The following is a 23,162-nucleotide window of genomic DNA, read 5'->3' on the forward strand; positions in this document are numbered from 1 at the left end:
CCGGCCGCCGTCAGCGCCGGACGGTCACGTCGTTCACGGGGCTGCGCGGCGCCTGCCCGGTCAGGACCCGGACGGCCTCCTCGGCGGCGAACCGCCGCACCGTCTCGATCGCCTGCTCGGAGTAGTAGGCGGCGTGCGGGGTGACGATCACGCCGGGCAGCGTGAACAGCGGGTTGTCCGGACGCCAGTCGCGCTGCTTGGCCGGCTCCTCCTCCATGTCGTCCAGGGCCGCGCCGGCGATCCATCCCTGGGCGAGCGCCTGGTACAGCGCCTCGTCCTGCACGATCGGGCCGCGCGCGGTGTTGACGAGGATCGCGTCCGGCTTCATCCTGCGCAGCGTCTCGCGGTCGAAGGCGTGGTGCGTCCCCGGGGTGAGCGGGGCCTGGATCACCAGGTAGTCGGCGCCCGCCACGAGCTCGTCGAACGACACCGGCCGCACGTGGTGCGCGAGGATCCGGGAGTCGTCCATGAAGGGGTCGTGCGCCCAGACCTCGACGCCGAAGGGCCGCGCGCGGGCGGCGATGAGCTGGGCGATGGCGCCGAAGGACAGCAGCCCGAACACCCGCCCGCGCAGCCGCAGGATCGGCTCGCCGGTCTGCCATTGCCACACGCCGCGCCGGGTGGCGCGGTCGTACTGGCAGATCTTGCGGGCGGCGGCCAGCCAGAGCGCGACGGCGTGGTCGGCGACCTCCTCGGCGCACCACTCGTTCGGCGCGTTGGTGACCTGGATGCCGCGCCTGGTCGCGGCGTCGACGTCGACGATGTCCACGCCCGTGCCGTAGCGGGCGATCACCCGGCAGCGGGTGAGGGCCTCGACGGCGCGGGAGCCGATCTGCGCGTACTGGGTCAGCACGCCGTCGGCGTCGCGGCCCTTCTCGATCACCTCGTCCTCGCTCTTGCACTGCTCGGCGAGGAGGGCGAACCCGGCGGCCTCGACGATCGCGCGTTCGATGTCCACGTCGCCGAAGTCGGAGTCGGCGATCATGATGGTGCCTCTGGCGTCAGTGCGAGTCACGGGGAATCCCCTTGGTGTGTACGAGGTCCTGGTACGACAGGGCCAGCTCCAGGCATCCCCCGCCGTCGAGCTGCCCGACCGTGGCGCGGTAGATCTCCTGCCACGGCGTCTGGTTCTCCAGCGCCGGCGGCGTGTGACTGGCCCACCGCGCGGCGATCTCCTCCTCCGTCAGCAGCACGTCGACGCGCGCGTTGTCCACGTCGACGCGGATGAGGTCGCCGGTGCGCAGGATGGCCAGGTTGCCCCCGGCGGCGGCCTCGGGGCTGGCGTTGAGGATGGACGGCGCGTCGGAGGTGCCGCTCTGGCGGCCGTCGCCGAGCGTGGGCAGCGTGGTGACGCCCATCCGCAGCAGCGCGGACGGCGCCTCCATGTTCACCACCTCGGCCGACCCGGGGTAGCCGATCGGCCCGGTGTAGCGGATGACGAGGATGCAGCTCTCGTCCACGCCGAGGTCCGGATCCTGGATGCGGGCGTGGTAGTCCTCGGGCCCCTCGAAGACGATCGCCCGGTAGTCGCGGACCGCGCGGAACTCGTCGCTGAGCACGGAGGTCTTCATGACGGCCGAGTCGAACAGGTTGCCCGTCATGACGAGCTGCCCGCCGCGCGCGGCCAGCGGGGCGTCGTAGGGACGGATGACCTCCGGGTCGGCGGGCGGGGCGTCGGCCAGGTTCTCCCCCACGGTACGGCCGGAGACGGTCATGGCGTCGGCGTGCAGCCGCCCGGCCGCCAGCAGCGACCGCATGACGGCGGGCACGCCGCCCGCCCGGTAGAAGTCCTCGCCCAGGAACTCGCCGGCGGGGGCGACGTCGGCCAGCACCGGGACGTCGCCCCCGACGCGCTGCCAGTCGTGGATCGTCAGCGGCACGCCGACGTGCCGGGCGATGGCGTTGACGTGGATGGGCACGTTGGTGGAGGCGGCGATGGCCGAGGCGACGACGATCGCGTTCTCGAAGGCCCGCATGGTCATGATCTTGCGCGGGGTGAGGTCCTCGCGCACCAGCTCCACCGCCCGCAGGCCCGTGTCGTAGGCCATCTGCGCCCGGCGGCGGTAGGGCGCGGGGATCGCCGCGCAGCACGGCAGCGACATGCCCAGCGCCTCGGCCATGCTGTTCATCGACAGGGCGGTGCCCATGGTGTTGCAGTGGCCGATGCTCGGCGCGGAGGCGGCCACGCGCGCCATGAACTCGTCGTGGTCGATCTCGCCGGTGGCCAGCAGCCGCTTCGACTGCCAGATCACCAGCCCCGATCCCGAGGCGGCCATGCGCTTGCCCTGGTGGTAGCCGTTGAGCATCGGCCCGCCGGACAGGACGATCGCCGGGATGTTCACCGTCGCCGCCGCGGCCAGGCAGGCGGGCGTGGTCTTGTCGCAGCCCGTCGTCAGGACGACCCCGTCGAGCGGATATCCGTAGAGCACCTCGACCAGCCCGAGGTAGGCGAGGTTGCGGTCGAGGGCGGCGGTCGGGCGCTTGCCGGTCTCCTGCAGCGGATGGACGGGGAACTCCAGCGGGATGCCGCCGGCGTCGCGGATGCCGTCCCTGACCCGGTCGGCCAGGGCGAGGTGGTGGCGGTTGCAGGGCACCAGGTCGCTGCCCGTCTGGGCGATGCCGATGATCGGCCGGCCGGACTGGAGCTCCTTCGGGGTCAGCCCGAAGTTGAGGAACCGTTCGAGGTAGAGCGCGGTCATCTCCGGATTTCCGGCGTTGTCCCACCAGGCCTGGCTGCGCAGGCCGCCGCTCTCGGGATGGCCGGTCGGACGCATCAGCTCGCTCCTCACTCGCGCGGGCCGCCGGCCGGGTGGTGGCGCACCTCGGGCGGCGATGACTGGCCTACCCTGCTGCCGTCATCGCCCAAACGCCTCAGATCATCGCCGCCATCACCTGCTCGACGCTGCTGACCTCGGGAAACTCGATGAGGCACCACGTCGCGCCGGCGTCCTCGTACGGGCCGGGGTGCACTCCGGGCGGGACGCCGACCGCGACCTCGAAGCCCTCCAGCCCGCCTCGGTGCTCGGCGACGACGGCCAGCATCTCCCGCAGCCCGACCGGGGTCGTCTCGGGACAGAGACCGTCGAAACGGGCGGCACGGCGGAGCGGCGCCCGCTTGACCGACTGGGCGGCGACCCAGACGGGGATCCGCGGCCGCTGCACGGGCTGCGGCTGGAACGCCAGGTCGTCGACGCGGTAGTGGCGGCCCCGGTGGCGGACGGGCAGCCCGGTCCAGAGCCGGCAGATGACGTCGAGGCCCTCGTCGAGCATCTCCGCCCGGACGCGCGGGTCGCCGGTCTCGCCGAGCCTGCTCAGCTCCCCGCCGTTGTCCGAGCCCAGCCCGACGCCGAGCACCATCCGCCCGCCGCTGAGATGGTCGAGCGCGGCGGCCTGCCTGGCCACCTCGTACGGCCTGCGCCGCGACAGCGGCGTGACCCTGGTGCCGATGCGGACGCGCTCGGTGGCGGCGGCGATCGCGGCCAGGGCGATCCAGGCGTCGCAGACGGCCAGCTCCGCGTTCAGCGGGCGCACGACGTGGTCCCACAGGAAGACGCCGTCGAACCCGGCGTCCTCGGCGCGGGCGGCCAGGTCGGCGAGCACCCGCGGGTCGGCCAGCTCCCCGAACGGCGGCAGGTACAACGCCCGGCGCATCACAGCAGGCCCTTCAGGTGCGGCGCGGTACGGCTGCGCGGGCTGGCGGCCACCTGCGCCGGCGTGCCCGCGGCCACCACCGTGCCGCCGGCCGAGCCGCCTCCCGGCCCGAGGTCGATGACGTGGCCGGCGGTCGCCACCACCCGCATGTCGTGCTCGGCGACCACGACCGTGCCGCCGCCGCCGACCAGGTCGTGCAGCCGGTCCATGAGCACGTCGGTGTCGTGCGGGTGCAGGCCGGTGGACGGCTCGTCGAGCAGGTAGAGCGTGGACTCGGCGCGGCGGCCCTGCAGCTCGGCGGAGAGCTTGATGCGCTGGGCCTCGCCGCCCGACAGCTCGGTGGCGGGCTGCCCGAGCTGCAGGTAGCCGAGCCCCACCTCGTGCAGCGTCTCCAGCGGGCGGCGTACCGCGGGGACGTCGCCGAAGAAGCCGGTGGCCTCGTCGACCGTCATCTCCAGGACCTGGGCGATCGTGCGGTCGCGGTAGGTCACGCGCAGCGTGCCGGGGTTGTAGCGGGCGCCGCCGCAGTCGGGGCAGGGCGCGTACGTCGTGGGCAGGAACAGCAGCTCGACCGCGACGTACCCCTCGCCCTGGCAGGTCTCGCAGCGTCCGCCGGGCACGTTGAAGGAGAACCGGGCCGGGCCGTAGCCGTGGGAGCGCGCGCCGTCGGTGGCGGCGAACAGCTTGCGCACCGTGTCGAACAGGCCGGTGTAGGTGGCCAGGTTGGAGCGCGGGGTGCGGCCGATGGGCTGCTGGTTCACCCACACCACCCGCCGCTCCCCTTCCGCGGCCTCGGCGAGGGCCGCCAGCAGGCTGCTCTTGCCCGCCCCTGACACGCCGGTGACGGCGGTGAACACGCCCAGCGGCACGTCGACGTCCACGCCCCGCAGGTTGTTGCGGGTGAGCCCGCGCAGCTCCAGGCAGCCGGCCGGCCGGTGCGCCGGGCGTTCCGGCACGACGGTGTGGAACAGGTAGCGACGGGTCACCGACGCGGCGACCTCGCGCAGCCCGGCGACCGGCCCGCTGTACAGGACGCGCCCGCCGTCGCCGCCCGCGCCGGGGCCGACGTCCACCACCCAGTCGGCCTGGCGCACGACGTCCATGTCGTGCTCGACCAGGCAGACGGTGTTGCCGGTGTCGCGCAGGCGGCGCAGCAGGTCCGACAGCGCGGCGGAGTCGGCGGGGTGCAGGCCGGCCGACGGCTCGTCCAGCACGTACACGACGCCGAACAGCCCGGCGCGCAACTGGGTGGCCAGCCGGATCCGCTGCAGCTCGCCGCTGGACAGGGTCGGCGCGGGCCGGGCGACGCTCAGGTAGCCAAGCCCCAGCTCGTCCAGCACCTCGATGCGGTCGAGGATGTCGCGGGTGAGCGCGCCCGCCGGTCCCGGCTCGTCGCGGTGCGGGCGGAGCACGCCGGCCAGCTCGCCCATCGGCATCGCGGCCAGCTCGACGACGGTGCGGCCCGCGTACGTGACCGCCAGCGCCTCGGGACGCAGCCGCCGCCCGCCGCAGAGCGGGCAGGCGCGGGCGGTCATGAACCGTTCGGCGCGCAGGCGGCTCTTCTCGCTGGCCGAGGAGGCGTACGCCTTGAGCACCAGCCGCCGGGCGCTGGCGTACTTGCCCTGGTAGGGGCGGTGGATCCGGCCCGCCTCGCGGACGGGATGGACGGTGACCACCGGCTCCTCGTCGGTGAACAGGATCCATTCGCGCTGCTCCGGCGGCAGGCTCCGCCAGGGCGCGTGGATGTCGTAGCCGAGCGTCGCCAGGATGTCGCGCTGGTTCTTGCCCTGCCAGGCGCCCGGCCACGACGCGATCGCGCCCTCCGCGATGCTCAGCGACGGGTCGGGCACCAGCGACTCCTCGGTGACCTCGTGCAACACCCCCTGCCCCTGGCACTGCGGGCACGCCCCGGCGACGGTGTTGGGCGAGAACGCGTCGGAGTCCAGGCGCGGCGCGCCGGCCGGGTAGGCGCCGGCGCGGGACATCAGCATGCGCAGCGAGTTGGAGACCCGGCTCAGCGTGCCGACCGTGGACCGCGCGGACGGCGTGGCCCGCCGCTGGCCGAGCGCGACCGCGGGCGGCAGGCCGGTGATGTCGTCGACGTCGGGCATCGGCAGCTGCTGCAGCAACCGCCGCGCGTAGGGCGCGACCGACTCCAGGTACCGGTGCTGCGACTCGGCGAAGATCGTGCCGAACGCCAGCGACGACTTGCCCGACCCGGAGACCCCCGTGAACGCCACCAGCGCGTCGCGCGGGATCGCCACGTCGACGTCCCGCAGGTTGTGCACCCGCGCGCCGCGCACCCGGATGCCGCTGCCCAGCTCATCTTCCACTCTGCGCAATCTACCCATCGCCCGCCGGGCAACCGCCGGGCGACCACCGGGCCGGGCTCAGGCCGCCCGCAGCGGGCGCAGCGCCGACCCCCAGGCCAGGACCTGGTCCAGGACGGCGTTCAGCCGGTCCTCGTGGGCGGCGGCGGGCCGGAAGCCGTCGGCGAAGTCGGTGTGGATCGACAGCCCGACCTGGTTGGCCACGGTGGCCACGCCGAGCAGGCCGAGCACGTGCCGCAGGTGGGCGATGGCCCGGGGCGCGCCGTCCACGCCGTAGCCGACGAAGCCGGCCGCCTTGTTGGTCCACTCGGCGTACAGGAAGTCGAGGGCGTTCTTGAGCGCGCCCGGGTAGGAGTTGTTGTACTCCGGGGTCACGATGACGAACGCGTCCAGCTCCGAGATCGTGGCCGACCAGCGCCTGGTGTGCTCGTGCCGGTAGTTGCCCATGGCGGGGTGCTCGGGTTCGTCCAAATTGCCCAGGTTGTAGTCCTTCAGGTCGATGAGCCGGTAGTCGGCGTCGCCCCGCTTGGCCGCCAGATCGCGGACCCAGTGGGCCACCGCCTCGCCGTTGCGGCCAGGCCGGGTGCTGCCGAGGATGATGCCTACCCTGAGCATGTCCTTCTCCCTCAGTTCGGTTACGGAAACCAACCGTAGGGAGAGCGGCTGAGATACTGAATGCGCTGCTATCCACCATTTATACGCGAGCGTCTCAGCCCTTAGACTCAGCTCCATGGACGTGCTGAGCGACGTGATGGCCTTCATGCGGTGCGGGCGCCCCACCTCCTCCCGCATCTCCTGGCGGGCGCCCTGGGGGGTGGCGTTCCGCTCGGTGCCGGGGTCGGCGGGCTTCCAGGTGGTGCTGCGCGGATCGTGCTGGCTGATCCCGCCGGACGGCGAGCCCGTGCCGCTCAGCGTGGGCGACGTGGTGTTCCTGCCGCACGGCGACGACTTCGGGCTGGCCGACGATCCCGCCCGGCCGCTGGCCGAGGCCGACTGCGAGCCGCACTCGGAGTTGTTCGCGTCGGCCGGGTTCGGCGGCACCGGGGCCGAGACGGTGGTCCTGTCCTGCGGCTACCGGCTCGACCTCGACCGCACCCACCCGATCCTGGCCTCGCTGCCCGGCGTGATCCACCTGCCCGCGACGCTCGGCAGCCGCCCGGAGCTGCGGGCCGCCGTCGAGCTGCTGGCCGCCGAGATCGACAGCCCGCGGCCCGGCACCGACACCGTCGTGTCGTCCCTGCTCGACATGTTGCAGCTGTACGTCCTGCGCGCCTACTTCGAGACCCAGGACGAGCCCTGCACGGTCTCCGGCTGGGCCGCCGCGCTGGCCGACCCCGTCGTCGGCCGGGCGCTCGACGCCATCCACCGCGACCCGGCCCGCCGCTGGACCGTCGAGTCGCTCGGCGCGCACGCGGGCATGTCCCGGGCCGGCTTCGCCCGCCGCTTCACGGGGCTGGTGGGGCAGCCGCCGCTGGCGTACCTGACGTGGTGGCGGCTGATGAGCGCGGCCCGCCTGCTGCGCGAGTCCGACGCGCCGGTGGCGCGGGTGGCCGAGCAGGTGGGGTACGGGTCCGAGTTCGCCTTCGGCAACGCCTTCAAACGCGAGTTCGGCGTCGCCCCCGGCCGCTACCGCCGCTCGGCGGCCTGATCCCCGCGGCCGCCATCGCCGGTCGGCGGCCCGGTCCCCCGGCCCCGCGAGCCGGGCGGGTCAGGGGCCCCAGCGTTCCTGGGCGTACTGACGGCGGACGCCGGCGGACTCGCCGATCCGGGTCCAGGAGCGGCCGTCCTTGCGGGCCGCGCGCACGGCGGCGTCCAGGTGGCCCTGGGCCCGGCGCACGGCCTCGGCGGCCTGGCGGACGGCGACCAGGCTCGGCGGGTCGAGATGGGTCTCCCACTCCGCGCGGATCGCGACGGCCACGTCGTCGGGGGCGGCGCCGGACAGCAGGCATTCGCTCAGCGCGTAGATGCGCCGGGCCGCGAAGTCGTGGCGGGTCTGGGCCACGCGTTCCCACAGCGGCCCCTGCCATCCGCAGGCGCAGTGGCCGCGCCAGCCGATCGCGGTGCGGCCGTCCACGACGTCGCCGCGGCCGTAGCCGATGCGGCCGTCGGAGCCGATCGGGTGCACCCTCGCCCCGCCGTCGGCCGGGCCGGTGGAGACCCGGCCGTCCGGGAAGACGGCGGCATCCCAGCCTTCGTGGCGCCCGTCGTCGCCCTCCCACCACTTCATGACACGCCCCCTCCAGAGATCGTCCGGATCAGCTGGCGACTCCATGGTGGCAGGCGGCACCGGCCCTTGCGAGGGCCCGCGGATTACGGTGTCACGCTGGGGGGATATCGGCCCGGCGGCGGGTCGCCGACTGGATCGGTCCACACGCTGACCAGGTCGTGCCTTCCGCCGGGGCCCCTCGTCCGGCCAGCCTGGGTGGCATGCTCAGCGCCCTCGTCGTCATCGACGTCCAGAACTCCTTCCTGCAGCTTCCCGACTGGCGCCACACGTCCAGGCCGGACATCGTCCCGCAGGTCAACCGGCTGGCCGCGGCCGCCAGGCAGGCCGGGGACGCGGTCGTGTGGGTGCTCGGGTCGCGGCCCGGCTCGGGCACGGTCTTCGATCCGGCCCGGGGGTTCGTCCAGCTGATGGACGGCCTGGAACCCCTTCCGGACGAGCCGATCCTCACCAAGTCGGCGCACAACGCCTTCACCACCACCAACCTCCACCAGTTCCTCACCCGGCGCGGCGTCAGGCGGCTGACCGTCTGCGGCATCCGGACCGAGCAGTGCTGCGAGACCACCACGCGCCTCGCCTCCGACCTGGGCTTCGAGGTCGACTTCGCCATCGACGCCACCGCCACCACGCCGGTCCCCCACCGCGACGCGCCCGACGACGTCCCCTTCGACGAGCTCGTGCACGACCCGCGCACGCTCGGCGTGGACGAGATCCTCGCCCGTACCGAATACGCTCTGTCGGGTCGTTTCGCCACGATCAGGACCGTGGACGAGCTCACCGGGAACTGAGGAGGCGCCGGTCATGTCCCGAGTCGTCTTCCTGCTCATCCCGCGGGTGCACCTGCTCGACGTGGCCGGGCCCGCCCAGGTGTTCTCCACCGCCGCCGACCTCGGCCGGCCGTACACCATCGACTACGTCGCCGAGGAGCGCGAGGTGGCCAGCGTGCAGGGGCTGACGCTGCACGCCCGCACCTCGTGGCCGTCCCTGACGCCCGACGACCTGATCGTCGTGCCGGGCTGGCGGGGGCCGGCCCGGCCGGCGGGCGGCGAGACGTTGCGCCGGCTGCGCGAGCACCACGCGTCCGGCGGCACGGTGGCCAGCGTGTGCGCGGGGGCCGACGCGCTGGGCCGGGCCGGGCTGCTCGACGGCCGCCGGTGCACGACCCACCACAGCGTCCAGGACGAGCTGGCCCGCCTCTACCCGCGGGCCGGCGTCGTCAGGGACGCGCTGTACGTCGAGGACGACCGGGTCGTCACCTCGGCGGGCGTGGCCAGCGGCATCGACGTGGCGCTGCACCTGGTGACCACCCGGCACGGGCCGTACGCGGCGGGGCAGGTGGCCCGCGCGATGCTCGTGCACGCCCACCGCGACGGCACCGCGGAGCAGGTCAGCCCGCTGCTGCGACGGCGTTCGCACGTGGACGAGACGGTCCACCGCATCCAGGACCTGATCGAGACCCGGTTCACCGAGCGGCTGCCGTTGAGCCTGCTGGCCGGGGCCGCGGGATGCAGCGAGCGCACGGTGACCCGGCTGTTCCGGCGGGCCACCGGGCTCACCCCGCTGGCCTACCAGACCGCGCTGCGGCTGGAGCGGGCCGAACACCTGCTCGGCCGCGGCGCGACCGCCGAGGTCGCCGCGCGCGAGGTGGGCTTCGCCGACGCCCGGATGCTGCGCCGGTTGCGCACCCGCGCCACCGCCTCCTGAGACTGGGCGCGACGGATCAGGCGGCGGGACAGGGCGGCGGGTGAGAGCTGCGGGTCAGAGCGAGGCGGTGCGGTAGCGGGAGCGGAACTCGGCCAGCAGTTCGTCGGTGACCTGCGCGCCCGCGGCGACGGCCGCGTGCACCTCGCGGAAGTACCCCTCGTAGCCCGCGGGCGTGTAGAGGCACAGCGCGCGCACGACGCCGTCGCCGGCGTTCCTGAACCCGTGCGGGGTGCCGCGCGTCGCCGCCAGCAGGTGGCCCGGCCCGGCTGTCACCTCGCCGTCGCCGTCGTGCAGGGTCAGCTCGCCGTCGAGGACGTAGAAGTACTCGTCGTGGCCCTGGTGGACGTGCGGGCGCGCCCCGACGACGCCCGGGTCCAGCGTGAACTCCTCGAACGCGAACCGGTCCCCGGTGTGCTCCCCGGTCAGCCGGAAGAAGTGCCGGACCCCGGCGACGTCGATGAGCTCGCCCTCGGCGGGACGCCGGAGCAGGGGACGCGGTTCCGGGCTCTCGTTCGCGATCATGCCCGGCATTCTGCCACCCGCGGGAACGACGCCCTCACCTCCACACGAAACGGCGAAAGAGGATAATCCGGATCATGGGAAAGACCTACGACCGGATCGACGGCCGGTTGCGCGCGTTCATCGAGTCACAACCCATCTTCTTCACGGCGACCGCCCCCTTGGCCGGCGACGGCACGGTCAACCTCTCGCCCAAGGGCCTGAAGGGCTCGTTCGCCGTCCTGGACGACCACACCGTGGCCTACCTCGACTTCGCCGGCAGCAACGCCGAGACCATCGCCCACCTGCGCGAGAACGGCCGCGTCACGCTGATGTGGTGCGCCTTCGACGGCCCGCCGAACATCGTGCGCGTGCACGGCCACGGCGAGCCCGTCTTCCGCGACGACCCCCGCTGGGCCGGGCTGCTGCGGCACTTCCCGGACATCGACCCGGCCCCGCACGGCCTGCGCGCGATCATCGTCGTGACCGCCCGGCTGATCCGCGACACCTGCGGGTACGCCGTCCCGTTCATGACCTACGACGCCGACCGCCCGCTGCACGGCTCCCGCTTCGCCCGCGAGGACGACGAGTCGCTCGACGCGTACTTCCACAAGAAGGAGCACGTGGCGACCAGCATCGACGGCCTCCCCGGGCTGCCGCTCCCGCTGCCCCCACTCCCCCCGCTCCCCCGCGAGGGCTGACCGGACGGGCCGCCGTCACAGGACGGCGAGGGCCTTGGCGATGTTCCACTCGGCCAGCTCCAGCATCCAGCGCCGGCCGGGGAAGTCGGTCCCGGCGATGCGCAGCGGGCCCTCGATCAGCGAGAGCACCTGGGCGTACCGGTAGAGCTCCAGCCGGTGGGGGTCGAGGGCGATCGGGCGCAGCGCGGGGTAGGCGTCCTCGAAGCGCATGCGCAGCCAGGCGTGCTCCCACTCGGCGTCGAAGTAGGTCAGGCCCTCGAAGTCGATCAGGACGGGTTCGCCCGCGGGCGTGACGAGCACGTGGTCCGGCCCGAGCTCGCCGTGCACGAGCACGTACCGTTCGCGGGGGGCGACCGCCTCGCGCAGGCGGCGTACGTGGGCGGCGATCCGGTCGTGCGCCTCGCCCATCCTGGCGTCGCGGGCGGCGACGGCGGCGAGGTGGGCGAGCGCGCGGTCCAGGACGACGTCCTCGGCGGGCCGGGAGGGCCGGGCCCGGCCGTCGGCCAGGTGGGCGAGCTTGCCGTAGGACGGGCCGGGGGTGGCGTGCATGCGGCGCAGGGCGTCGCCGAGCGCGGCCAGCGGCCGGGCGGCGGCGGCCGGGTCGCCTTCCATCAGGGCCTCCAGCGTGGTGGCGCCCGCGTCCTCGACCAGGGCGAAGGCCGCGCCGAGGTGGCGGCCGCCGGGGTCGAGCGCCAGCAGCCGGGGGACCCGCACGTCCGCCGCGGTCAGGGCCGCGTGGGCGGCGGCGAACAGGTCCGCCCCCGACGCGTCGGCGAAGGGGTCGTCCTCGCCCGCGGGGGACGCCGGCCAGTAGTTCTCGCCGGCCGCCCAGACGTAGAGGATCACGCTGGTGGCGTCGTCCAGCCGGAGCCGGTAGACGCCCTTCTTGCTGCCGCCGGTCAGCCGGTCGAGCGCGGCGGGCCGCCGGTCGGCGCCGAACTGCTCGGCGACCAGGTCGCGGACGTCGTCGGCGCGCAGGAAGGTCCGGGTCATGATCGTTTTCTATCACCTGCGGGAGCCCGCCGTTGAAAACAAAAGTCTGATCTGGTTTTATGGATGCAGAGCGCCGGGGAGGTCCCGGCGGTTCCCCCTCAAGGAGCGACGATGAAGCTCACCCAGGCCGCTGCGGCCACGTTCGGGCTCGACGACGAGGCATGGAAGCGGCACGCCAACCCGTGGAGCGTGTGGACCCGGATGGCCGGGCTGGCCCCCATCCTGCTGCCGATCTACTTCCGCGACGCGCTCGGCTGGTGGTCCCTGGCCCCGATCGCGGCGGGCGTGATCTGGATGTGGCTCAACCCCCACGCGTTCCGGCCGGTCCACGAGCCGCGCAGCTGGGCGTCGAAGGGCATCTACGGCGAGAAGCTGTACGCCGCCGACCACTCCCCGGCCGCCGCGGCGCACCGCCGGACGATCCGCCGGCTGCTCGCCATGGCCGCCGCCGGGCTGGGCGTCATGGTGTACGGGCTCGTCCGGGTCGAGCCGTGGCCGTCCCTCTTCGGCCTGACGCTCATCATCGTCTCCCAGCTGTGGCAGATCGACCGGTTCGTGGCCATCTACGAGGAGGGCCTGCGCCGCGCCGCCGCCGCGGGTTCGTGACAACATTCGATCGGCACGATCGTTTGCAGGAAGGTTGTCCCCGATGCCGCCCGCGTTCACCGCAGAGGAGAAGGCCCGCATCACCGCCCTGTTGCTGGCGAACGGCGAGAAGCTGTTCACCGGCCAGGGCCTGCGCAAGACCTCCCTGGAGGAGCTGATGGCCCCCACGGGGGTGGCCAAGAGCAGCTTCTACGTCTTCTTCGACTCCAAGGAGGCGCTGTACCTGGAGCTGATGCTGCGCCAGACCGGCGAGGTGCGGCGCCGGGTCATCGACGGCGCGCTGATGAGCGCCGACGACCCGCGCGAGGCGCTGCGCCGCTTCCTGCACGCCACCGTCGAGGAGCTGTCGGTCAACCCCCTGTGGCGCCGCCTGATGACCCATCCGGAGGAGATGCAGGCGGTGGCCCGCAAGCTCGACCCCGAACGGGTCGCCGCGATGTCCGGCAGCCCGGCCGCCGCCCTCACCGAGTACGTCACCGCCCGCCGGGCCGCGGGCGAGCTGGTCGACGCCGAGCCCGCCGTCATCATCGGCGTGCTGCAGTGCGTGCTGCTGGTGCCGATATTCGCCGAGCGGCTCGGCGACCCGGCCCTGCACCCCAGGATCATCGACCTGCTCATCGACGTCGTCGCCTCGGGGCTGGCCCGTCCCGGCGGATGACGTCGTGACCGCCCTGGGGTGAGCTGGCGGGGGTGCAGAAAACTGCAGGGGGAGTCGAGTGTCAGCCGCAATGGCGGCCGCCGCGCGATCGGCGAGGCTGCTGAGCATGGCAAACACCGCAACCACGGCAATCCCCCACCTGGCCGGCGGCCGGCGAAGACACGCCTGGCTGGCGGCGGGGATCGTGCTCGGACTGTTCGGCACGAACAGCGAATGGTCGATCCCGCTGGCCGGATGGCTGTTCTCCGTCGGCCTCATGCGCTTCACCCGCAGCTCGGGCGTGCCGGCCGGGCTCGCGGCCGTCGGCCTGTCGGCCGCCGCGACGACGGTGGTCTTCGTCGCGGCGGCGGGCCGGCTCACCGTCCTGCCGATCCTGCTCGGCTGCCTGCTGCTCGGCCTGGTCCTGAGCCTGCCGCTGCTGGCCGACCGGCTGCTCGTCCGGCGGCTCGGCCCGCTCACCGGCACGCTGGTCTTCCCGGCCGCCCGGGTGACGGCCGAGTTCCTGATCGCCACGCTCACCCCGCTGGGCACGATCTTCGGGCCGCTGGCCGCGACGCAGTCGGCGAACCTGCCGCTGCTCCAGACGGCGTCCGTCACCGGCGTCTACGGGATCAGCTTCCTGATGGCCTGGGCCGCGCCGGTCGTCAACCTCGCGCTGGAACGCCGGATGGCCTGGCCGTCGATCCGGGGCGTCACGCTGACGTACGTCGCGGTGCTCGTCTCGGCGCTGCTCGGCGGCGGCCTGCGGCTGGCGACCGCGCCGGCCGCGCCGGAGCTGGTACGCGTCGCCGGGATCAGCGCCTCCCTGGCCGCCGAGCAGCGCATGCGGGAGATCGGCGACGTCCACACCCCGCGGGTCCTGCCCGCGCAGAAGCCGACGCTGCGCAGGGCGTTCGCGGTGATCGACGACGACCTGTTCGCCCGCACCCGGATCGAGGCCGACGGCGGCGCCCGGGTCGTGGCCTGGGCCGAGACCGCCGCGGTCGTGCTCGGCGAGGACTACCCCGGCTTCCTGCGCAGGGCCCAGGACCTGGCCAGGGAGAAGGGCGTCTATCTCGACATGGGGGTGGCCGTCGTCCTCGACGGGGAGCCGCGCTCCCGCGACCTGGCCGTGCTGGTGACCCCCGAGGGGCGGGTGGCGTCGGTCTTCGACAAGGCGCATCCGGTGCCCGGCATGGAGAGCCTGCGGCCGGGCGACGGGGTCGTGCCGGTGACCGGCACGCCGTACGGGCGGCTGGCCCACGTCGTCTGCTTCGACGCCGACTTCCCCGCCACGCTGCGCACCCGCGCCGACGTGATGTTCGTGCCGGCCAACGACTGGAAGGGCATCGAGCGCACGCACGCGGCGAACGCGGTGTTCCGGGCGGTGGAGAACGGCTACAGCCTCGTCCGGCCGGCCAGTAACGGCCTGGCGATCACCGTCGACGCCTACGGCACCCCTCTGGCCAGGGCGAACTACTTCGGCACGGCGCAGCAGAGCATGGTCGTCTCCGTCCCGACCCGCGGCGTCTGGACGCTGTACGGCCTGGTCGGCGACCTGTTCGCCGGGCTGTGCGCCGCCGCCCTGGCGGGGCTGACCGGGCTCGCCGTGCTCCGGCGGGCCGCGTACCGGGGCTGACCATGGGATTTCCGGAGGAAGGTGCGATGATGCCACGGGCGCGGAACGGGAGGACCCGGATGACGGGGAGACGAGGAGTGCGGGCGAGACTCGCGACGCCGCTGCGCGCGCTGGCCATGATCGGGCTGTCGGTGGCGGGCGTGCTCGCGGCCGTCCTGGTCGTGATCAGCGCGGTCCCGGCGGCGGCCGGCGTGGGCCGGGGGGCGTTCCGGCGGGCGGTGTCGCTGCAACGCGCGGTCGCCGACGCGGCCCGGCGGCTGGCGGGCCGGCTCGGCGTGCGCGTCGAGCGTCCCTACGGGCCCGGGACGGACGCGTCCGCGCTGCTGAAGGACCCGGCGACCTGGCGGGACGTGCTGTGGGGCGTCCTCGACCCGCTCATGGGCACGTGGGCGTCCGCGCTGGCGCTCGGCATGCCGCTCTACGGCCTGTACGGCGTGGCGGTGCAGCCGTTCGTGTGGCGGGCCAACCTGCGGGCCGGCGGCGCGAACGCCTACGGCGTCATCCACGTCACCTCGACGGCCGCCGCGCTGGCGGCGATCCCGGTCGGGCTGGCGCTGATCGCGCTCGGCCTGTACATCGGCCCCCCGCTGCTGCGCCTGCGCGCCCGGTGGGGCGGCGCGCTGCTCGGGCCCTCGCGCACGGCCGCGCTGGAGCAGCGGGTCGAGACGCTGGTCGAGACGCGCGCCGGCAGCGTCGACACCCAGGCCGCCGAGCTGCGCAGGATCGAGCGCGACCTGCACGACGGCGCGCAGGCCCGGCTGGTCGCCCTGGGCATGGGGCTGGGCCACGCCGAGCGGCTGTTCGACGAGGACCCGGAGGCGGCCCGCGCCCTGCTGTCCACGGCCCGCGAGTCCTCCTCCAAGGCCCTGGACGAGCTGCGCGACCTGGTACGCGGCGTGCATCCGCCGGTCCTGGCCGACCGCGGCCTGGCCGACGCGATCCGGGCCCTGGCCCTGGACTGCCTGCTCGACGTCGAGGTCACCACCGACCTGGCCGGACGGCCCGCGCCGCCGGTGGAGTCGGCCGTCTACTTCGCGGTCAACGAGCTGCTCGCCAACACCAGCAAGCACGCCGGGGCGGCGACCGTCCAGATCACGCTGCGCCACCGGCACGGGATACTCAGCTGCGACGTCGTGGACGACGGCGGCGGCGGCGTCGATCCGGCCGACGGCACCGGGCTGCGCGGCATCCAGAGCCGGCTGGCCGTCTTCGACGGGACGATCGCCGTCGACAGCCCGCCCGGCGGGCCCACCCGGGTGCATCTGGAGGTGCCGTGCGCGATCAGGTCCGAGTAGTCGTCGCCGAGGACCTGTTCCTCATCCGGGACGCGCTGGTCCGCATGCTGACCGAGCACGGCTTCACGGTCGTGGCCGCCGTCGACAACGGGCCGTCGCTGCGCAAGGCGCTGGCCGAGGAGCGGCCGGACGTGGCGGTCGTCGACGTGCGGCTGCCGCCGTCGTTCACCGACGAGGGTCTGCAGGCCGCGATCCAGGCGCGCCGCGACCGGCCCGGCTTCCCGGTGCTGGTGCTGTCGCAGTACGTGGAGCAGCTCTACGCCCGCGAGCTGCTGGCCGACGGCGCCGGGGCGGTCGGCTACCTGCTGAAGGACAGGGTGGCCAACACCGCGCAGTTCATCGACGCGGTCACCTCGGTGAGCCGGGGCGGCACGGCGATGGACGCGCAGGTCATCGCCAAGCTGCTGACCCGCGGCGACGCGCGTGGCCGCACCGGCGAGCTGAGCCCGCGCGAGCGGGAGGTGCTGAGCCTGATCGCCGCCGGGCGGTCCAACGCGGCGATCGCGCACCAGCTCGTGATCTCCGCCAGCGCGGTCAACAAGCACATCGCGGGCATCTTCGGCAAGCTCCAGCTGCCCGAGTCCGAGGACGACAACCGCCGGGTGCTGGCCGTCCTGGCCTATCTCAACCGCTGACCGGGGCGCGGCGGGCGTAGTCGCCGATGGCGGGGCGCAGCAGGTCGTACGCCTGCCGGGCGGTGCGGGCGAGGGCCGCGAAGATCTGCTCGGACTCCTCCCCCGCCAGGACCCGGCGCTGGGCCTCGTCGAACAGCAGCCGCTCCACCCCGGCTAGCGCGGCGGCGACCAGGCGGGGCGTGAGGCCGCCGTCGCCGGTCTCCTCGGCCAGGACGGCGGCGAGCCTGGCCTCGGCCTGGTCGTGGAGCTGGCGCAGGCGGGCCCGCAGCACGGGCGTCTCGCGTACCATCCGCTGCCAGTCGGCGCCCGCGTCGGGGATCGCGCCGTCGCGGCGGCGCAGCCGTTCGTCGTAGTCGCGCTGGGCGGCCTCCAGGGCCGACTCGCCGGGCTGCCGCCCGGACACGGCCCTGGCCAGGCCGCCGACCACCTCCTCGTGCCGGTCGAGGATGAGGTCCTCCTTCAGCGGGAAGTGGTTGGTGACGGTCATCTTGGCCACGCCGGCGGCGGCGGCGACGTCGGCGATGGTGACGTCGTCGTAGCCGCGTTCCAGGAACAGGCCGGTCGCGACGTCGGAGATGAGCTGCCGGGTCTGGTGTTTCTGGCGCTCCCGCAAGCCCTTGGATCGTTCGGTCACGCGCTCTGCCCTTCCATACAGTCATTAGGTTTGACCTAACTATTAGGTCGGACCTAGTGTTTGGAGTCGTCCTAGTCAATCGATCCTAAGGGTGTTCGATGACCAGCACCTCCGCCGCCGGGGCCGCGCGCGACCGGCTCGATCCGCATCTGCTGCGCATGGGGATCGTCCTGATCGCGGCCCCGATCCTGGCCACCATCGACGCCACCGCCGTGGGCATCGCGGCCGGCGCGATGGCGGCGCACTTCCGCACGTCGCTGACCGACGTGCAGTGGGTGGCGGCCGGCTACCTGCTCGCGATCGCGGTGGTCATGCCCCTGTCGGGCTGGCTGAGCCGGCGGTTCGGGGCCAGGCGCACGTGGATGGCCGCCGTGGCGGTCTTCACCGCCGGCTCGGCCCTGTGCGGCCTGGCCTGGTCACTGCCGGCCCTCATCGCGTTCCGGCTCGTGCAGGCCGTGGGCGGCGGGCTGATGAACCCCGTGGGCCAGACGATCCTGGCCCAGGCGGCCGGGCCGTCCCGGATCGGCCGGGCCATGAGCGTGCTGACGATCCCCGTCATGTTCGCCCCGGTGCTCGGGCCGATCGTGGGCGGCCTGGTCGTCCAGCAGCTCGACTGGCGCTGGATCTTCTACCTCAACCTGCCCGTCTGCCTGCTCGTCCTGCCGGTGGCCGCCCGCGTCCTGGCCCGGGACGAGAACGACGAGGACGGGCCCGCGCCCAGGCTCGACCTCCTGGGCCTGGCACTGCTCTCCCCCGGCCTGGCGGCGGTGGTCTACGGGCTGACGACGGCGGGCGGAGGCCAGGGGGCGTGGACGCCGTCCGTGCTGGTCGGCGCGGGGCTGGCGCTGGTCGCCGGCTACCTGGTGCACGCGCTGCGCACCCGCCGCCAGCCGCTGATCGACGTACGCCTGTTCGCCAGGGGCGGGTTCACCGCGGCCTGCGTGGCGCTGTTCCTGCTCGGGGCCTCGCTCTACAGCTCCATGATCCTGCTGCCGCTGTTCTTCCAGCACGACCGGCACGCCGGCACGCTCTCGACGGGCCTCCTGCTCACCCCGCAGGCGCTCGGGGCCGCCGTGGGCTCGTTCGCCGCGGGGCGGCTGGCCGACCGCCACGGCCCGCGCGCCGTCGTGACCGGCGGGCTCGTGCTGTCGCTGGCCGGGCTGCTCGCCTTCACCCAGGCCCCCGCCCGTCCGGACACCTGGCTGCTGACCCTCTGCCTGGTCCTGTACGGCCTGGGTATCGGCGGCGTCTCCGCGCCCACCATGGCCGCGGCGTACGCCTCGGTCGACAGGCGGCAGACGCCGGGCGCGGCCGGCGCGCTGAACGTCGTCAACCGGCTCGGCGGCGCGCTGGGCACCGCCATCCTCACGACCGTCCTGGACAGCGGGCTGCGCCGGGGCGACGGCCCGGCGCACGCCTACGGCACCGCCTTCTGGTGGGCCTTCGGACTGTGCCTGGTCACCCTGGTTCCGGTGGCGTTCCTCCGCTCGGCCCGCCGTGATGGTCGGCCAGGCGGGTGAGCAGGTCGACCAGGCGCTCGCGGTCGGCGGGGGGCAGCGGGGCGAGGAACTCGTCCTGGGCGCGGGCCAGCAGGCGGTCGAGCTCGGCCAGCCGGCGGCGGCCCTCCGCCGTGATGGTGACGATGTTGCGGCGGCGGTCCCCCGGGTCGGGCGCGCGTTCGACGAGCGCGCGCCCGGCCAGGTCGTTGACGGTCGCCACCATGTCGCTGCGGTCGATGCCGGTACGCCGGCCGAGCTCCGCCTGGCTCGCCGGGCCGTACTCCTCCAGCGCGGCGAGCAGCGCGTAGTGGTAGCGCCGGACCTGGGCCTGGGCGAACGCCTGGTCCACGATCCGGTTGGCGGTCAGCGCCGCGTGGTTGGCCAGCCTGCTCGGCAGCGCGCGCAGCCGCTCCGGCAGCCCGCCCTCTGGGGTGTTCACAGAGGCAATCTAACAACTCGTTGGCGCCACCCACGATTGGCTGTATTGTTGGCCGAACCAACGTTGGCCCGACCAACTATTTAGCGAGGTGCACCATGTCCGACACCGATGTCAGCCCCCGCCCGACGCACGACGTGGCGGCCCTGGCCGCGCTGATCCGGGGCCGCACGCTCCTGCCGGGCGACGACGGCTTCGCGGACGCCTGCTCCGGCTGGCTGCTGACGGTCGAGCACCGGCCCGCGGTGGTCGTGGTCGCCGCCGACGCAGGCGACGTGGCCGCCGCCGTCACCTACGCGGCCCGGACGGGACGTGCGGTCGCCGTGCAGTCGACCGGGCACGGCAAGTCGCTGCCCGCCGACGGAGCCGTCCTCATCGCCACCGGCGGGCTGCGCGAGCTGACCGTGGACCCGGACGCCCGCACCGCGCGGATCGGCGCGGGCCTGCGCTGGGGCGAGGTGGTCGCCGCCGCGGCCCCCCACGGGCTCGCGCCGCTGTGCGGATCGTCGGCCGAGGTCGGGGTGATGGGCTTCCTGACCGGCGGCGGGCTCCCGCTGGCCGCCCGCACGTACGGGTTCGCCGCCGACCGCGTCCGCTCGCTCGACGTCGTCACCGCCGACGGCCGGCTGCGGACCGTCTCGCCCGGCGCGGAGCCGGATCTGTTCTGGGCGGTACGCGGCGGCAAGGGCAACTTCGGCGTCGTCGTCGCGGCCGAGATCGAGCTGCTGCCGCTGCGCACGGTCCACGGCGGCGAGCTGTACTACCCGGGCGAGGATCCCGGGCACACCGCCCACGTCCTGCGCTCCTACCTGGCCTGGGCGAGGGAGCAGCCGGAGGAGATGTCCTCCTCCGTGACGCTGGTGCGCTTCCCCGACGCGCCGCAGTTGCCGCCGGAGTTCCGCGGCCGCTCGATGGTGCAGGTCCGGACGGTGTACGTCGGGGACGAGGAGCAGGGCGCCCGCCTGGTGCGGCCGTTGCGCGCGCTCGGCCCGGAGAAGGACACCTGCGCGGCCATGCCGTACAGCCGGATCACCGAGATCTACCAGGACCCCCGCCACCCGGTCTCGGCGCACCTGCGCAGCGCGCTGCTGCGCGAGCTGGACGACGACGCCGCCGCGGAGCTGGCCTCGTTCATCGACCCGGCCCGGACGGAGGGCCCGTTCCCCGGCATCCAGCTCCGCCACCTGGGCGGGGCGCTGGACCGGCCGCCCGCCCGCCCGCACGCGGCCGGCACCCGGGGCGCGGCCTTCCTGCTGTGGATGCGGCTGCCGGCCCCGCCCGGACGGGCCGAGGCGGCGCGCGCGGCCGCCGACGAGGTGCTGGACCGGCTGCGGCGCTGGGACACCGGCGCCATGCTGCCGGGCTTCCTGTTCGACCATGACGTGACCCCGGACCGGGTCAGGCGGGCCTGGTCCGAGGCGGACCACCGGCGGCTGTCCGCGCTCAAGGCCCGGTACGACCCGGACCGGCTGTTCCGCGTCAACCACAACATCGCCCCGGCCGCGCCGTGAGGCGGCGCCGGCCCGGAGCGGTCCGGGCCGGCGCCGTCCGGCCCGGTCACACTTGGCGGAAGTACCACAACTGCTGGCCCGCGTACTCGTCGCAGGTCCACTGCTGGATGTTGGCGCCGTTGTGTGTCCAGCCGTGGTCGACGTCGAGGCACTTGCCGCTCTTCTGGTTCTCCAGGAAGTAGAAGGTGTTCCACCACGCGTCGGTGTAGGCGTACTTCCAGCGCCACATCTGCTGCGGGACGTTCACGCACTCCCACTGCTTGACGTTCGCGCCGTCGAAGGTGTAGCCGTTGTCGACGTCCAGGCACTTGCCGCTGTGCTGGGCGCGCAGGAAGAACCACTCGCTCCCGGGGGCCACCCGCTGGAACTGCCAGTGCTGCTGCGGGACGTTCACGCACTCCCACTGCTTCACGTTCGCGCCGTCGAAGGTGTAGCCGTTGTCGACGTCCACGCATTTCTCCGGCGCGGGGAAGCGCCTGCGGATCTCGAACAAATAGGACCAGGGCTCGGCGAGCGTGCGCTCGCGGGCCGCCACGGCCCCGGAGGCCGGAGCCGCCGCCGACCACAGGGGCACGGCGACCGACACGACCATGATCACGGCCAGCAGCCCCCGGCGGCCGATCCGTCGAAGATGTACGCCCTTGCGCACCGTATGCTCCTTTCCGCTGTTCCGTCCCTTGCAGGGTGCGCCCGCGGCGGCGGGAGGGCATGAGTACCGCCCTACTCAAGTGGGCCGGACGCGGCGGCGGGCTGGCCATCGAGGGGTGGGAGCGTCCATGATCGGCTCATGCTCAGCACCAGTGAGGGCGCGCCGACGAGCGCCTACGTGACCCGCCGGCCGCTGCTCGCCGGCGCCAACCCGTACGTCACCCTCTACGACGGCGACGTCCCCACCGGGTACGCCTCCCTGTGGCAGGTCGACTGGTCCACCCACGGCGCCGGCGCGGTGATGGTGGTGTGGACGCCCGGCCGGCTGCGCGTCGTGAGCGACGCCCCGGAGCTCGGGACGTGGATCGAGGAGCACTTCGTCCGGCACTTCGACGAGGCCACGGCGCTGCCGTCCTGGCCCGCCGCGCGGGTGGAGCGGGCCGCCGTGGACCTGCGCGTGGACCCCGCCACGGGCACGCACGCCGACGCGGCCGGCCTGGCGGTCAGCATCACCGGGCCGCTGGACGCCAGGCCGTTCTCGATGGCCGACTTCCCGCTGCTGGGCGTCAGCCACGGGCTGTCGATGCAGATCATCCCCTGCGAGCACGCCTCGATCACCGTGGACGGCGTCCCCGTGCCGGGCCGGCCGGCCGTCACCTGGCCCGGCGGCCGGCCCGTCTCCTCGGCCATCACCACCGTCCACGAGGCGTGGAGCAGCTGACCGCAGGCCCTGGCCGGGAAGGGCGGGCCAGCAGGGCGAAGCGATGGGCGCGGGCGGTCAGCGGCCGGCCGCCCGCCATCCGCTCGTGCAGGGCGCGCAGGCGGCGGCCGTACCGGACGGCGTCGAAGTCGGGCACCTGCCACGGCACCATCCGCAGGAACAGCACGAGCGCCCCGACGTCGTGGAACGTCGTCCGCAGCCGCGCCCGCGCGCTCCACGTCACGGTGAGCCCGGCCTCGGCCAGCCCCGCGGCGGCACGGGCGAGGTCCCAGCCGCGATAGGCGGGCGGCGGCGCGCCCAGGGCCCGGTTGACCTCTTCGAGGTCGCGGCCGCCCACCTGCTGGGTGACGAAGACCCCGTCGGCGGCCAGCACGCGGCGGACCTCGCGCGGGTCGTAGGACTCGTGCCGGTTCGCCACCACGGTGAACGCGCCGGCGGGGAACGGCAGCACCTCGTCCTCCCGGATCGCGGCCACCTCGGCCCCGAGCGGCTCCAGGCGGCGGCGGGCGATCGGCAGGTTGGGCGGGTGGCCCTCCGTGGCGGCGGTGCGCGGCGGCAGCGGGGCCAGCCCGGCCAGGAACTCGCCGCCGCCGGTTCCCATGTCCAGCAGCGAGGCCGCGCCGGGCAGCCGGTCCCGCAGCAGGCGCTCGTAGCTCCAGGGCGGCGGCTCCTCGACGACCCGGCCGCGAAGGGCGGTGAAGTCCCAGCCCTCGATCGCCGCCGCCGACGCCCGCGCGACCAGTTCGCCGTACTCCATGACCGGGATCGTCCCCGAGGGCGCGGGCGTCCGTCATGTGGTT

Annotated in this window: 24 protein-coding genes; 12 read left to right on the forward strand and 12 right to left on the reverse strand. The window is 74.1% G+C overall.

Translation table 11 applies throughout. The features are described 5' to 3' along the window. Positions 1-10: 10 nt before the first annotated feature. The 5 genes from ACIBST_RS40925 to ACIBST_RS40945 all read right to left on the reverse strand — a co-directional run bounded on the left by ACIBST_RS40925 (position 11) and on the right by ACIBST_RS40945 (position 6,596). Complete coding sequence (locus ACIBST_RS40925; protein ID WP_397178889.1) at positions 11-1,015, reverse strand: C-terminal binding protein; 1,005 nt, start codon at positions 1,013-1,015, stop codon at positions 11-13. Then, positions 1,002-2,774 carry an IlvD/Edd family dehydratase gene (locus ACIBST_RS40930; protein ID WP_397178890.1) on the reverse strand — a complete coding sequence of 591 codons (1,773 nt, stop codon included), beginning with the start codon at positions 2,772-2,774 and terminating at the stop codon, positions 1,002-1,004. Before ACIBST_RS40930 ends, ACIBST_RS40925 begins: the two co-directional genes overlap by 14 nt. Positions 2,775-2,871: 97 nt before the next feature. Continuing rightward, on the reverse strand, positions 2,872-3,651 hold the full coding sequence (locus ACIBST_RS40935) for an LLM class flavin-dependent oxidoreductase (protein ID WP_397178891.1): 780 nt from the start codon (positions 3,649-3,651) through the stop codon (positions 2,872-2,874). After that, a complete protein-coding gene (locus ACIBST_RS40940; RefSeq protein WP_397178892.1) occupies positions 3,651-5,984 on the reverse strand; it encodes an ATP-binding cassette domain-containing protein in 2,334 nt (777 codons plus the stop codon). Before ACIBST_RS40940 ends, ACIBST_RS40935 begins: the two co-directional genes overlap by 1 nt. Before the next feature lie 57 nt (positions 5,985-6,041). Beyond that, on the reverse strand, positions 6,042-6,596 hold the full coding sequence (locus tag ACIBST_RS40945) for an NADPH-dependent FMN reductase (protein WP_397178893.1): 555 nt from the start codon (positions 6,594-6,596) through the stop codon (positions 6,042-6,044). Between the two features lie 115 nt (positions 6,597-6,711). On the opposite strand from ACIBST_RS40945, the gene ACIBST_RS40950 reads away from it, so the two are divergent. Beyond that, positions 6,712-7,629: an AraC family transcriptional regulator gene (locus tag ACIBST_RS40950; RefSeq protein WP_397178894.1), complete on the forward strand. Its 918-nt coding sequence runs from the start codon at positions 6,712-6,714 to the stop codon at positions 7,627-7,629. Positions 7,630-7,689: 60 nt separating this feature from the next. Here ACIBST_RS40950 and ACIBST_RS40955 read toward each other — a convergent pair whose 3' ends face one another. Next, positions 7,690-8,208 carry a hypothetical protein gene (locus tag ACIBST_RS40955; RefSeq protein ID WP_397178895.1) on the reverse strand — a complete coding sequence of 173 codons (519 nt, stop codon included), beginning with the start codon at positions 8,206-8,208 and terminating at the stop codon, positions 7,690-7,692. A gap of 200 nt (positions 8,209-8,408) precedes the next feature. On the opposite strand from ACIBST_RS40955, the gene ACIBST_RS40960 reads away from it, so the two are divergent. Together ACIBST_RS40960 and ACIBST_RS40965 are read left to right on the forward strand one after the other, a co-directional pair. Then, positions 8,409-8,993, forward strand: a complete 585-nt coding sequence (locus ACIBST_RS40960) for a cysteine hydrolase family protein (protein WP_397178896.1) — start codon at positions 8,409-8,411, stop codon at positions 8,991-8,993. 13 nt (positions 8,994-9,006) lie between these two features. After that, positions 9,007-9,909 (forward strand): GlxA family transcriptional regulator, encoded by a 903-nt coding sequence (locus ACIBST_RS40965; protein ID WP_397178897.1) that lies wholly within the window; start codon positions 9,007-9,009, stop codon positions 9,907-9,909. Between the two features lie 54 nt (positions 9,910-9,963). Here ACIBST_RS40965 and ACIBST_RS40970 read toward each other — a convergent pair whose 3' ends face one another. Further along, entirely contained in the window at positions 9,964-10,431 is a 468-nt protein-coding gene (locus tag ACIBST_RS40970) for a cupin domain-containing protein (RefSeq protein WP_352326554.1), read from the reverse strand. A gap of 74 nt (positions 10,432-10,505) precedes the next feature. Between ACIBST_RS40970 and ACIBST_RS40975 the strand changes: the two genes are divergently transcribed. Continuing rightward, positions 10,506-11,108: a pyridoxamine 5'-phosphate oxidase family protein gene (locus ACIBST_RS40975; RefSeq protein ID WP_397178898.1), complete on the forward strand. Its 603-nt coding sequence runs from the start codon at positions 10,506-10,508 to the stop codon at positions 11,106-11,108. Between the two features lie 15 nt (positions 11,109-11,123). Here the strand turns inward: ACIBST_RS40975 and ACIBST_RS40980 are convergent, their stop codons facing one another. Further along, entirely contained in the window at positions 11,124-12,101 is a 978-nt protein-coding gene (locus ACIBST_RS40980; protein WP_397178899.1) for a phosphotransferase family protein, read from the reverse strand. A gap of 111 nt (positions 12,102-12,212) precedes the next feature. Here ACIBST_RS40980 and ACIBST_RS40985 point away from each other — a divergent pair, with 111 nt between their 5' ends. The 5 genes from ACIBST_RS40985 (at position 12,213) to ACIBST_RS41005 (ending at position 16,913) form a co-directional block, all read left to right on the forward strand. Further along, the gene (locus ACIBST_RS40985) at positions 12,213-12,707 is read left to right on the forward strand and encodes a DUF6653 family protein (RefSeq protein WP_397178900.1); all 495 of its coding nucleotides are present in this window, start codon (positions 12,213-12,215) and stop codon (positions 12,705-12,707) included. Positions 12,708-12,750: 43 nt separating this feature from the next. Further along, complete coding sequence (locus ACIBST_RS40990) at positions 12,751-13,365, forward strand: TetR/AcrR family transcriptional regulator (protein WP_397178901.1); 615 nt, start codon at positions 12,751-12,753, stop codon at positions 13,363-13,365. Positions 13,366-13,471: 106 nt separating this feature from the next. Beyond that, a complete protein-coding gene (locus tag ACIBST_RS40995; RefSeq protein WP_397178902.1) occupies positions 13,472-14,983 on the forward strand; it encodes a nitrilase-related carbon-nitrogen hydrolase in 1,512 nt (503 codons plus the stop codon). Positions 14,984-15,060: 77 nt separating this feature from the next. Then, positions 15,061-16,278 carry a sensor histidine kinase gene (locus ACIBST_RS41000; RefSeq protein ID WP_397178903.1) on the forward strand — a complete coding sequence of 406 codons (1,218 nt, stop codon included), beginning with the start codon at positions 15,061-15,063 and terminating at the stop codon, positions 16,276-16,278. Between the two features lie 44 nt (positions 16,279-16,322). Then, positions 16,323-16,913, forward strand: coding sequence for a LuxR C-terminal-related transcriptional regulator (locus ACIBST_RS41005; RefSeq protein WP_397178973.1), 591 nt, complete (start codon positions 16,323-16,325; stop codon positions 16,911-16,913). Here the strand turns inward: ACIBST_RS41005 and ACIBST_RS41010 are convergent. Beyond that, positions 16,903-17,547, reverse strand: coding sequence for a TetR/AcrR family transcriptional regulator (locus tag ACIBST_RS41010; protein WP_397178904.1), 645 nt, complete (start codon positions 17,545-17,547; stop codon positions 16,903-16,905). The genes ACIBST_RS41005 and ACIBST_RS41010 overlap by 11 nt on opposite strands. Before the next feature lie 98 nt (positions 17,548-17,645). On the opposite strand from ACIBST_RS41010, the gene ACIBST_RS41015 reads away from it, so the two are divergent. Then, positions 17,646-19,067 (forward strand): MDR family MFS transporter, encoded by a 1,422-nt coding sequence (locus tag ACIBST_RS41015; protein ID WP_397178905.1) that lies wholly within the window; start codon positions 17,646-17,648, stop codon positions 19,065-19,067. Here the strand turns inward: ACIBST_RS41015 and ACIBST_RS41020 are convergent. After that, positions 19,006-19,485, reverse strand: coding sequence for a MarR family winged helix-turn-helix transcriptional regulator (locus tag ACIBST_RS41020; protein WP_397178906.1), 480 nt, complete (start codon positions 19,483-19,485; stop codon positions 19,006-19,008). The two genes, ACIBST_RS41015 and ACIBST_RS41020, sit on opposite strands and share 62 nt — an antisense overlap. A gap of 95 nt (positions 19,486-19,580) precedes the next feature. On the opposite strand from ACIBST_RS41020, the gene ACIBST_RS41025 reads away from it, so the two are divergent. Continuing rightward, positions 19,581-20,993, forward strand: a complete 1,413-nt coding sequence (locus ACIBST_RS41025) for an FAD-binding oxidoreductase (protein WP_397178907.1) — start codon at positions 19,581-19,583, stop codon at positions 20,991-20,993. Positions 20,994-21,039: 46 nt separating this feature from the next. Here the strand turns inward: ACIBST_RS41025 and ACIBST_RS41030 are convergent, their stop codons facing one another. Continuing rightward, on the reverse strand, positions 21,040-21,642 hold the full coding sequence (locus ACIBST_RS41030; RefSeq protein ID WP_352328617.1) for an RICIN domain-containing protein: 603 nt from the start codon (positions 21,640-21,642) through the stop codon (positions 21,040-21,042). 138 nt (positions 21,643-21,780) lie between these two features. On the opposite strand from ACIBST_RS41030, the gene ACIBST_RS41035 reads away from it, so the two are divergent. Continuing rightward, positions 21,781-22,362 carry a hypothetical protein gene (locus ACIBST_RS41035; protein WP_397178908.1) on the forward strand — a complete coding sequence of 194 codons (582 nt, stop codon included), beginning with the start codon at positions 21,781-21,783 and terminating at the stop codon, positions 22,360-22,362. Here ACIBST_RS41035 and ACIBST_RS41040 read toward each other — a convergent pair. Further along, on the reverse strand, positions 22,331-23,119 hold the full coding sequence (locus ACIBST_RS41040; protein ID WP_397178909.1) for a class I SAM-dependent methyltransferase: 789 nt from the start codon (positions 23,117-23,119) through the stop codon (positions 22,331-22,333). The two genes, ACIBST_RS41035 and ACIBST_RS41040, sit on opposite strands and share 32 nt — an antisense overlap. Between the last annotated feature and the right edge of the window lie 43 nt (positions 23,120-23,162).

This window comes from Nonomuraea sp. NPDC049684, from assembly GCF_044465345.1.
In the GTDB taxonomy this organism is placed as follows: Bacteria; Actinomycetota; Actinomycetes; order Streptosporangiales; family Streptosporangiaceae; genus Nonomuraea.

Bases quoted from the DNA above. Each gene is read 5' to 3' on its own strand.
- ACIBST_RS41025 (WP_397178907.1), top strand. From the start codon at position 19,581: ATGTCCGACACCGATGTCAGCCCCCGCCCGACGCACGACGTGGCGGCC.
- ACIBST_RS40935 (WP_397178891.1), bottom strand. From the start codon at position 3,651: ATGCGCCGGGCGTTGTACCTGCCGCCGTTCGGGGAGCTGGCCGACCCG.
- ACIBST_RS40930 (WP_397178890.1), bottom strand. From the start codon at position 2,774: ATGCGTCCGACCGGCCATCCCGAGAGCGGCGGCCTGCGCAGCCAGGCC.
- ACIBST_RS40995 (WP_397178902.1), top strand. From the start codon at position 13,472: ATGGCAAACACCGCAACCACGGCAATCCCCCACCTGGCCGGCGGCCGG.
- ACIBST_RS40965 (WP_397178897.1), top strand. From the start codon at position 9,007: ATGTCCCGAGTCGTCTTCCTGCTCATCCCGCGGGTGCACCTGCTCGAC.
- ACIBST_RS40950 (WP_397178894.1), top strand. From the start codon at position 6,712: ATGGACGTGCTGAGCGACGTGATGGCCTTCATGCGGTGCGGGCGCCCC.
- ACIBST_RS40975 (WP_397178898.1), top strand. From the start codon at position 10,506: ATGGGAAAGACCTACGACCGGATCGACGGCCGGTTGCGCGCGTTCATC.
- ACIBST_RS40980 (WP_397178899.1), bottom strand. From the start codon at position 12,101: ATGACCCGGACCTTCCTGCGCGCCGACGACGTCCGCGACCTGGTCGCC.
- ACIBST_RS41005 (WP_397178973.1), top strand. From the start codon at position 16,323: ATGCTGACCGAGCACGGCTTCACGGTCGTGGCCGCCGTCGACAACGGG.
- ACIBST_RS40955 (WP_397178895.1), bottom strand. From the start codon at position 8,208: ATGAAGTGGTGGGAGGGCGACGACGGGCGCCACGAAGGCTGGGATGCC.
- ACIBST_RS40945 (WP_397178893.1), bottom strand. From the start codon at position 6,596: ATGCTCAGGGTAGGCATCATCCTCGGCAGCACCCGGCCTGGCCGCAAC.
- ACIBST_RS40960 (WP_397178896.1), top strand. From the start codon at position 8,409: ATGCTCAGCGCCCTCGTCGTCATCGACGTCCAGAACTCCTTCCTGCAG.
- ACIBST_RS41015 (WP_397178905.1), top strand. From the start codon at position 17,646: ATGACCAGCACCTCCGCCGCCGGGGCCGCGCGCGACCGGCTCGATCCG.
- ACIBST_RS41040 (WP_397178909.1), bottom strand. From the start codon at position 23,119: ATGGAGTACGGCGAACTGGTCGCGCGGGCGTCGGCGGCGGCGATCGAG.
- ACIBST_RS40970 (WP_352326554.1), bottom strand. From the start codon at position 10,431: ATGATCGCGAACGAGAGCCCGGAACCGCGTCCCCTGCTCCGGCGTCCC.
- ACIBST_RS40990 (WP_397178901.1), top strand. From the start codon at position 12,751: ATGCCGCCCGCGTTCACCGCAGAGGAGAAGGCCCGCATCACCGCCCTG.
- ACIBST_RS41035 (WP_397178908.1), top strand. From the start codon at position 21,781: ATGCTCAGCACCAGTGAGGGCGCGCCGACGAGCGCCTACGTGACCCGC.
- ACIBST_RS40985 (WP_397178900.1), top strand. From the start codon at position 12,213: ATGAAGCTCACCCAGGCCGCTGCGGCCACGTTCGGGCTCGACGACGAG.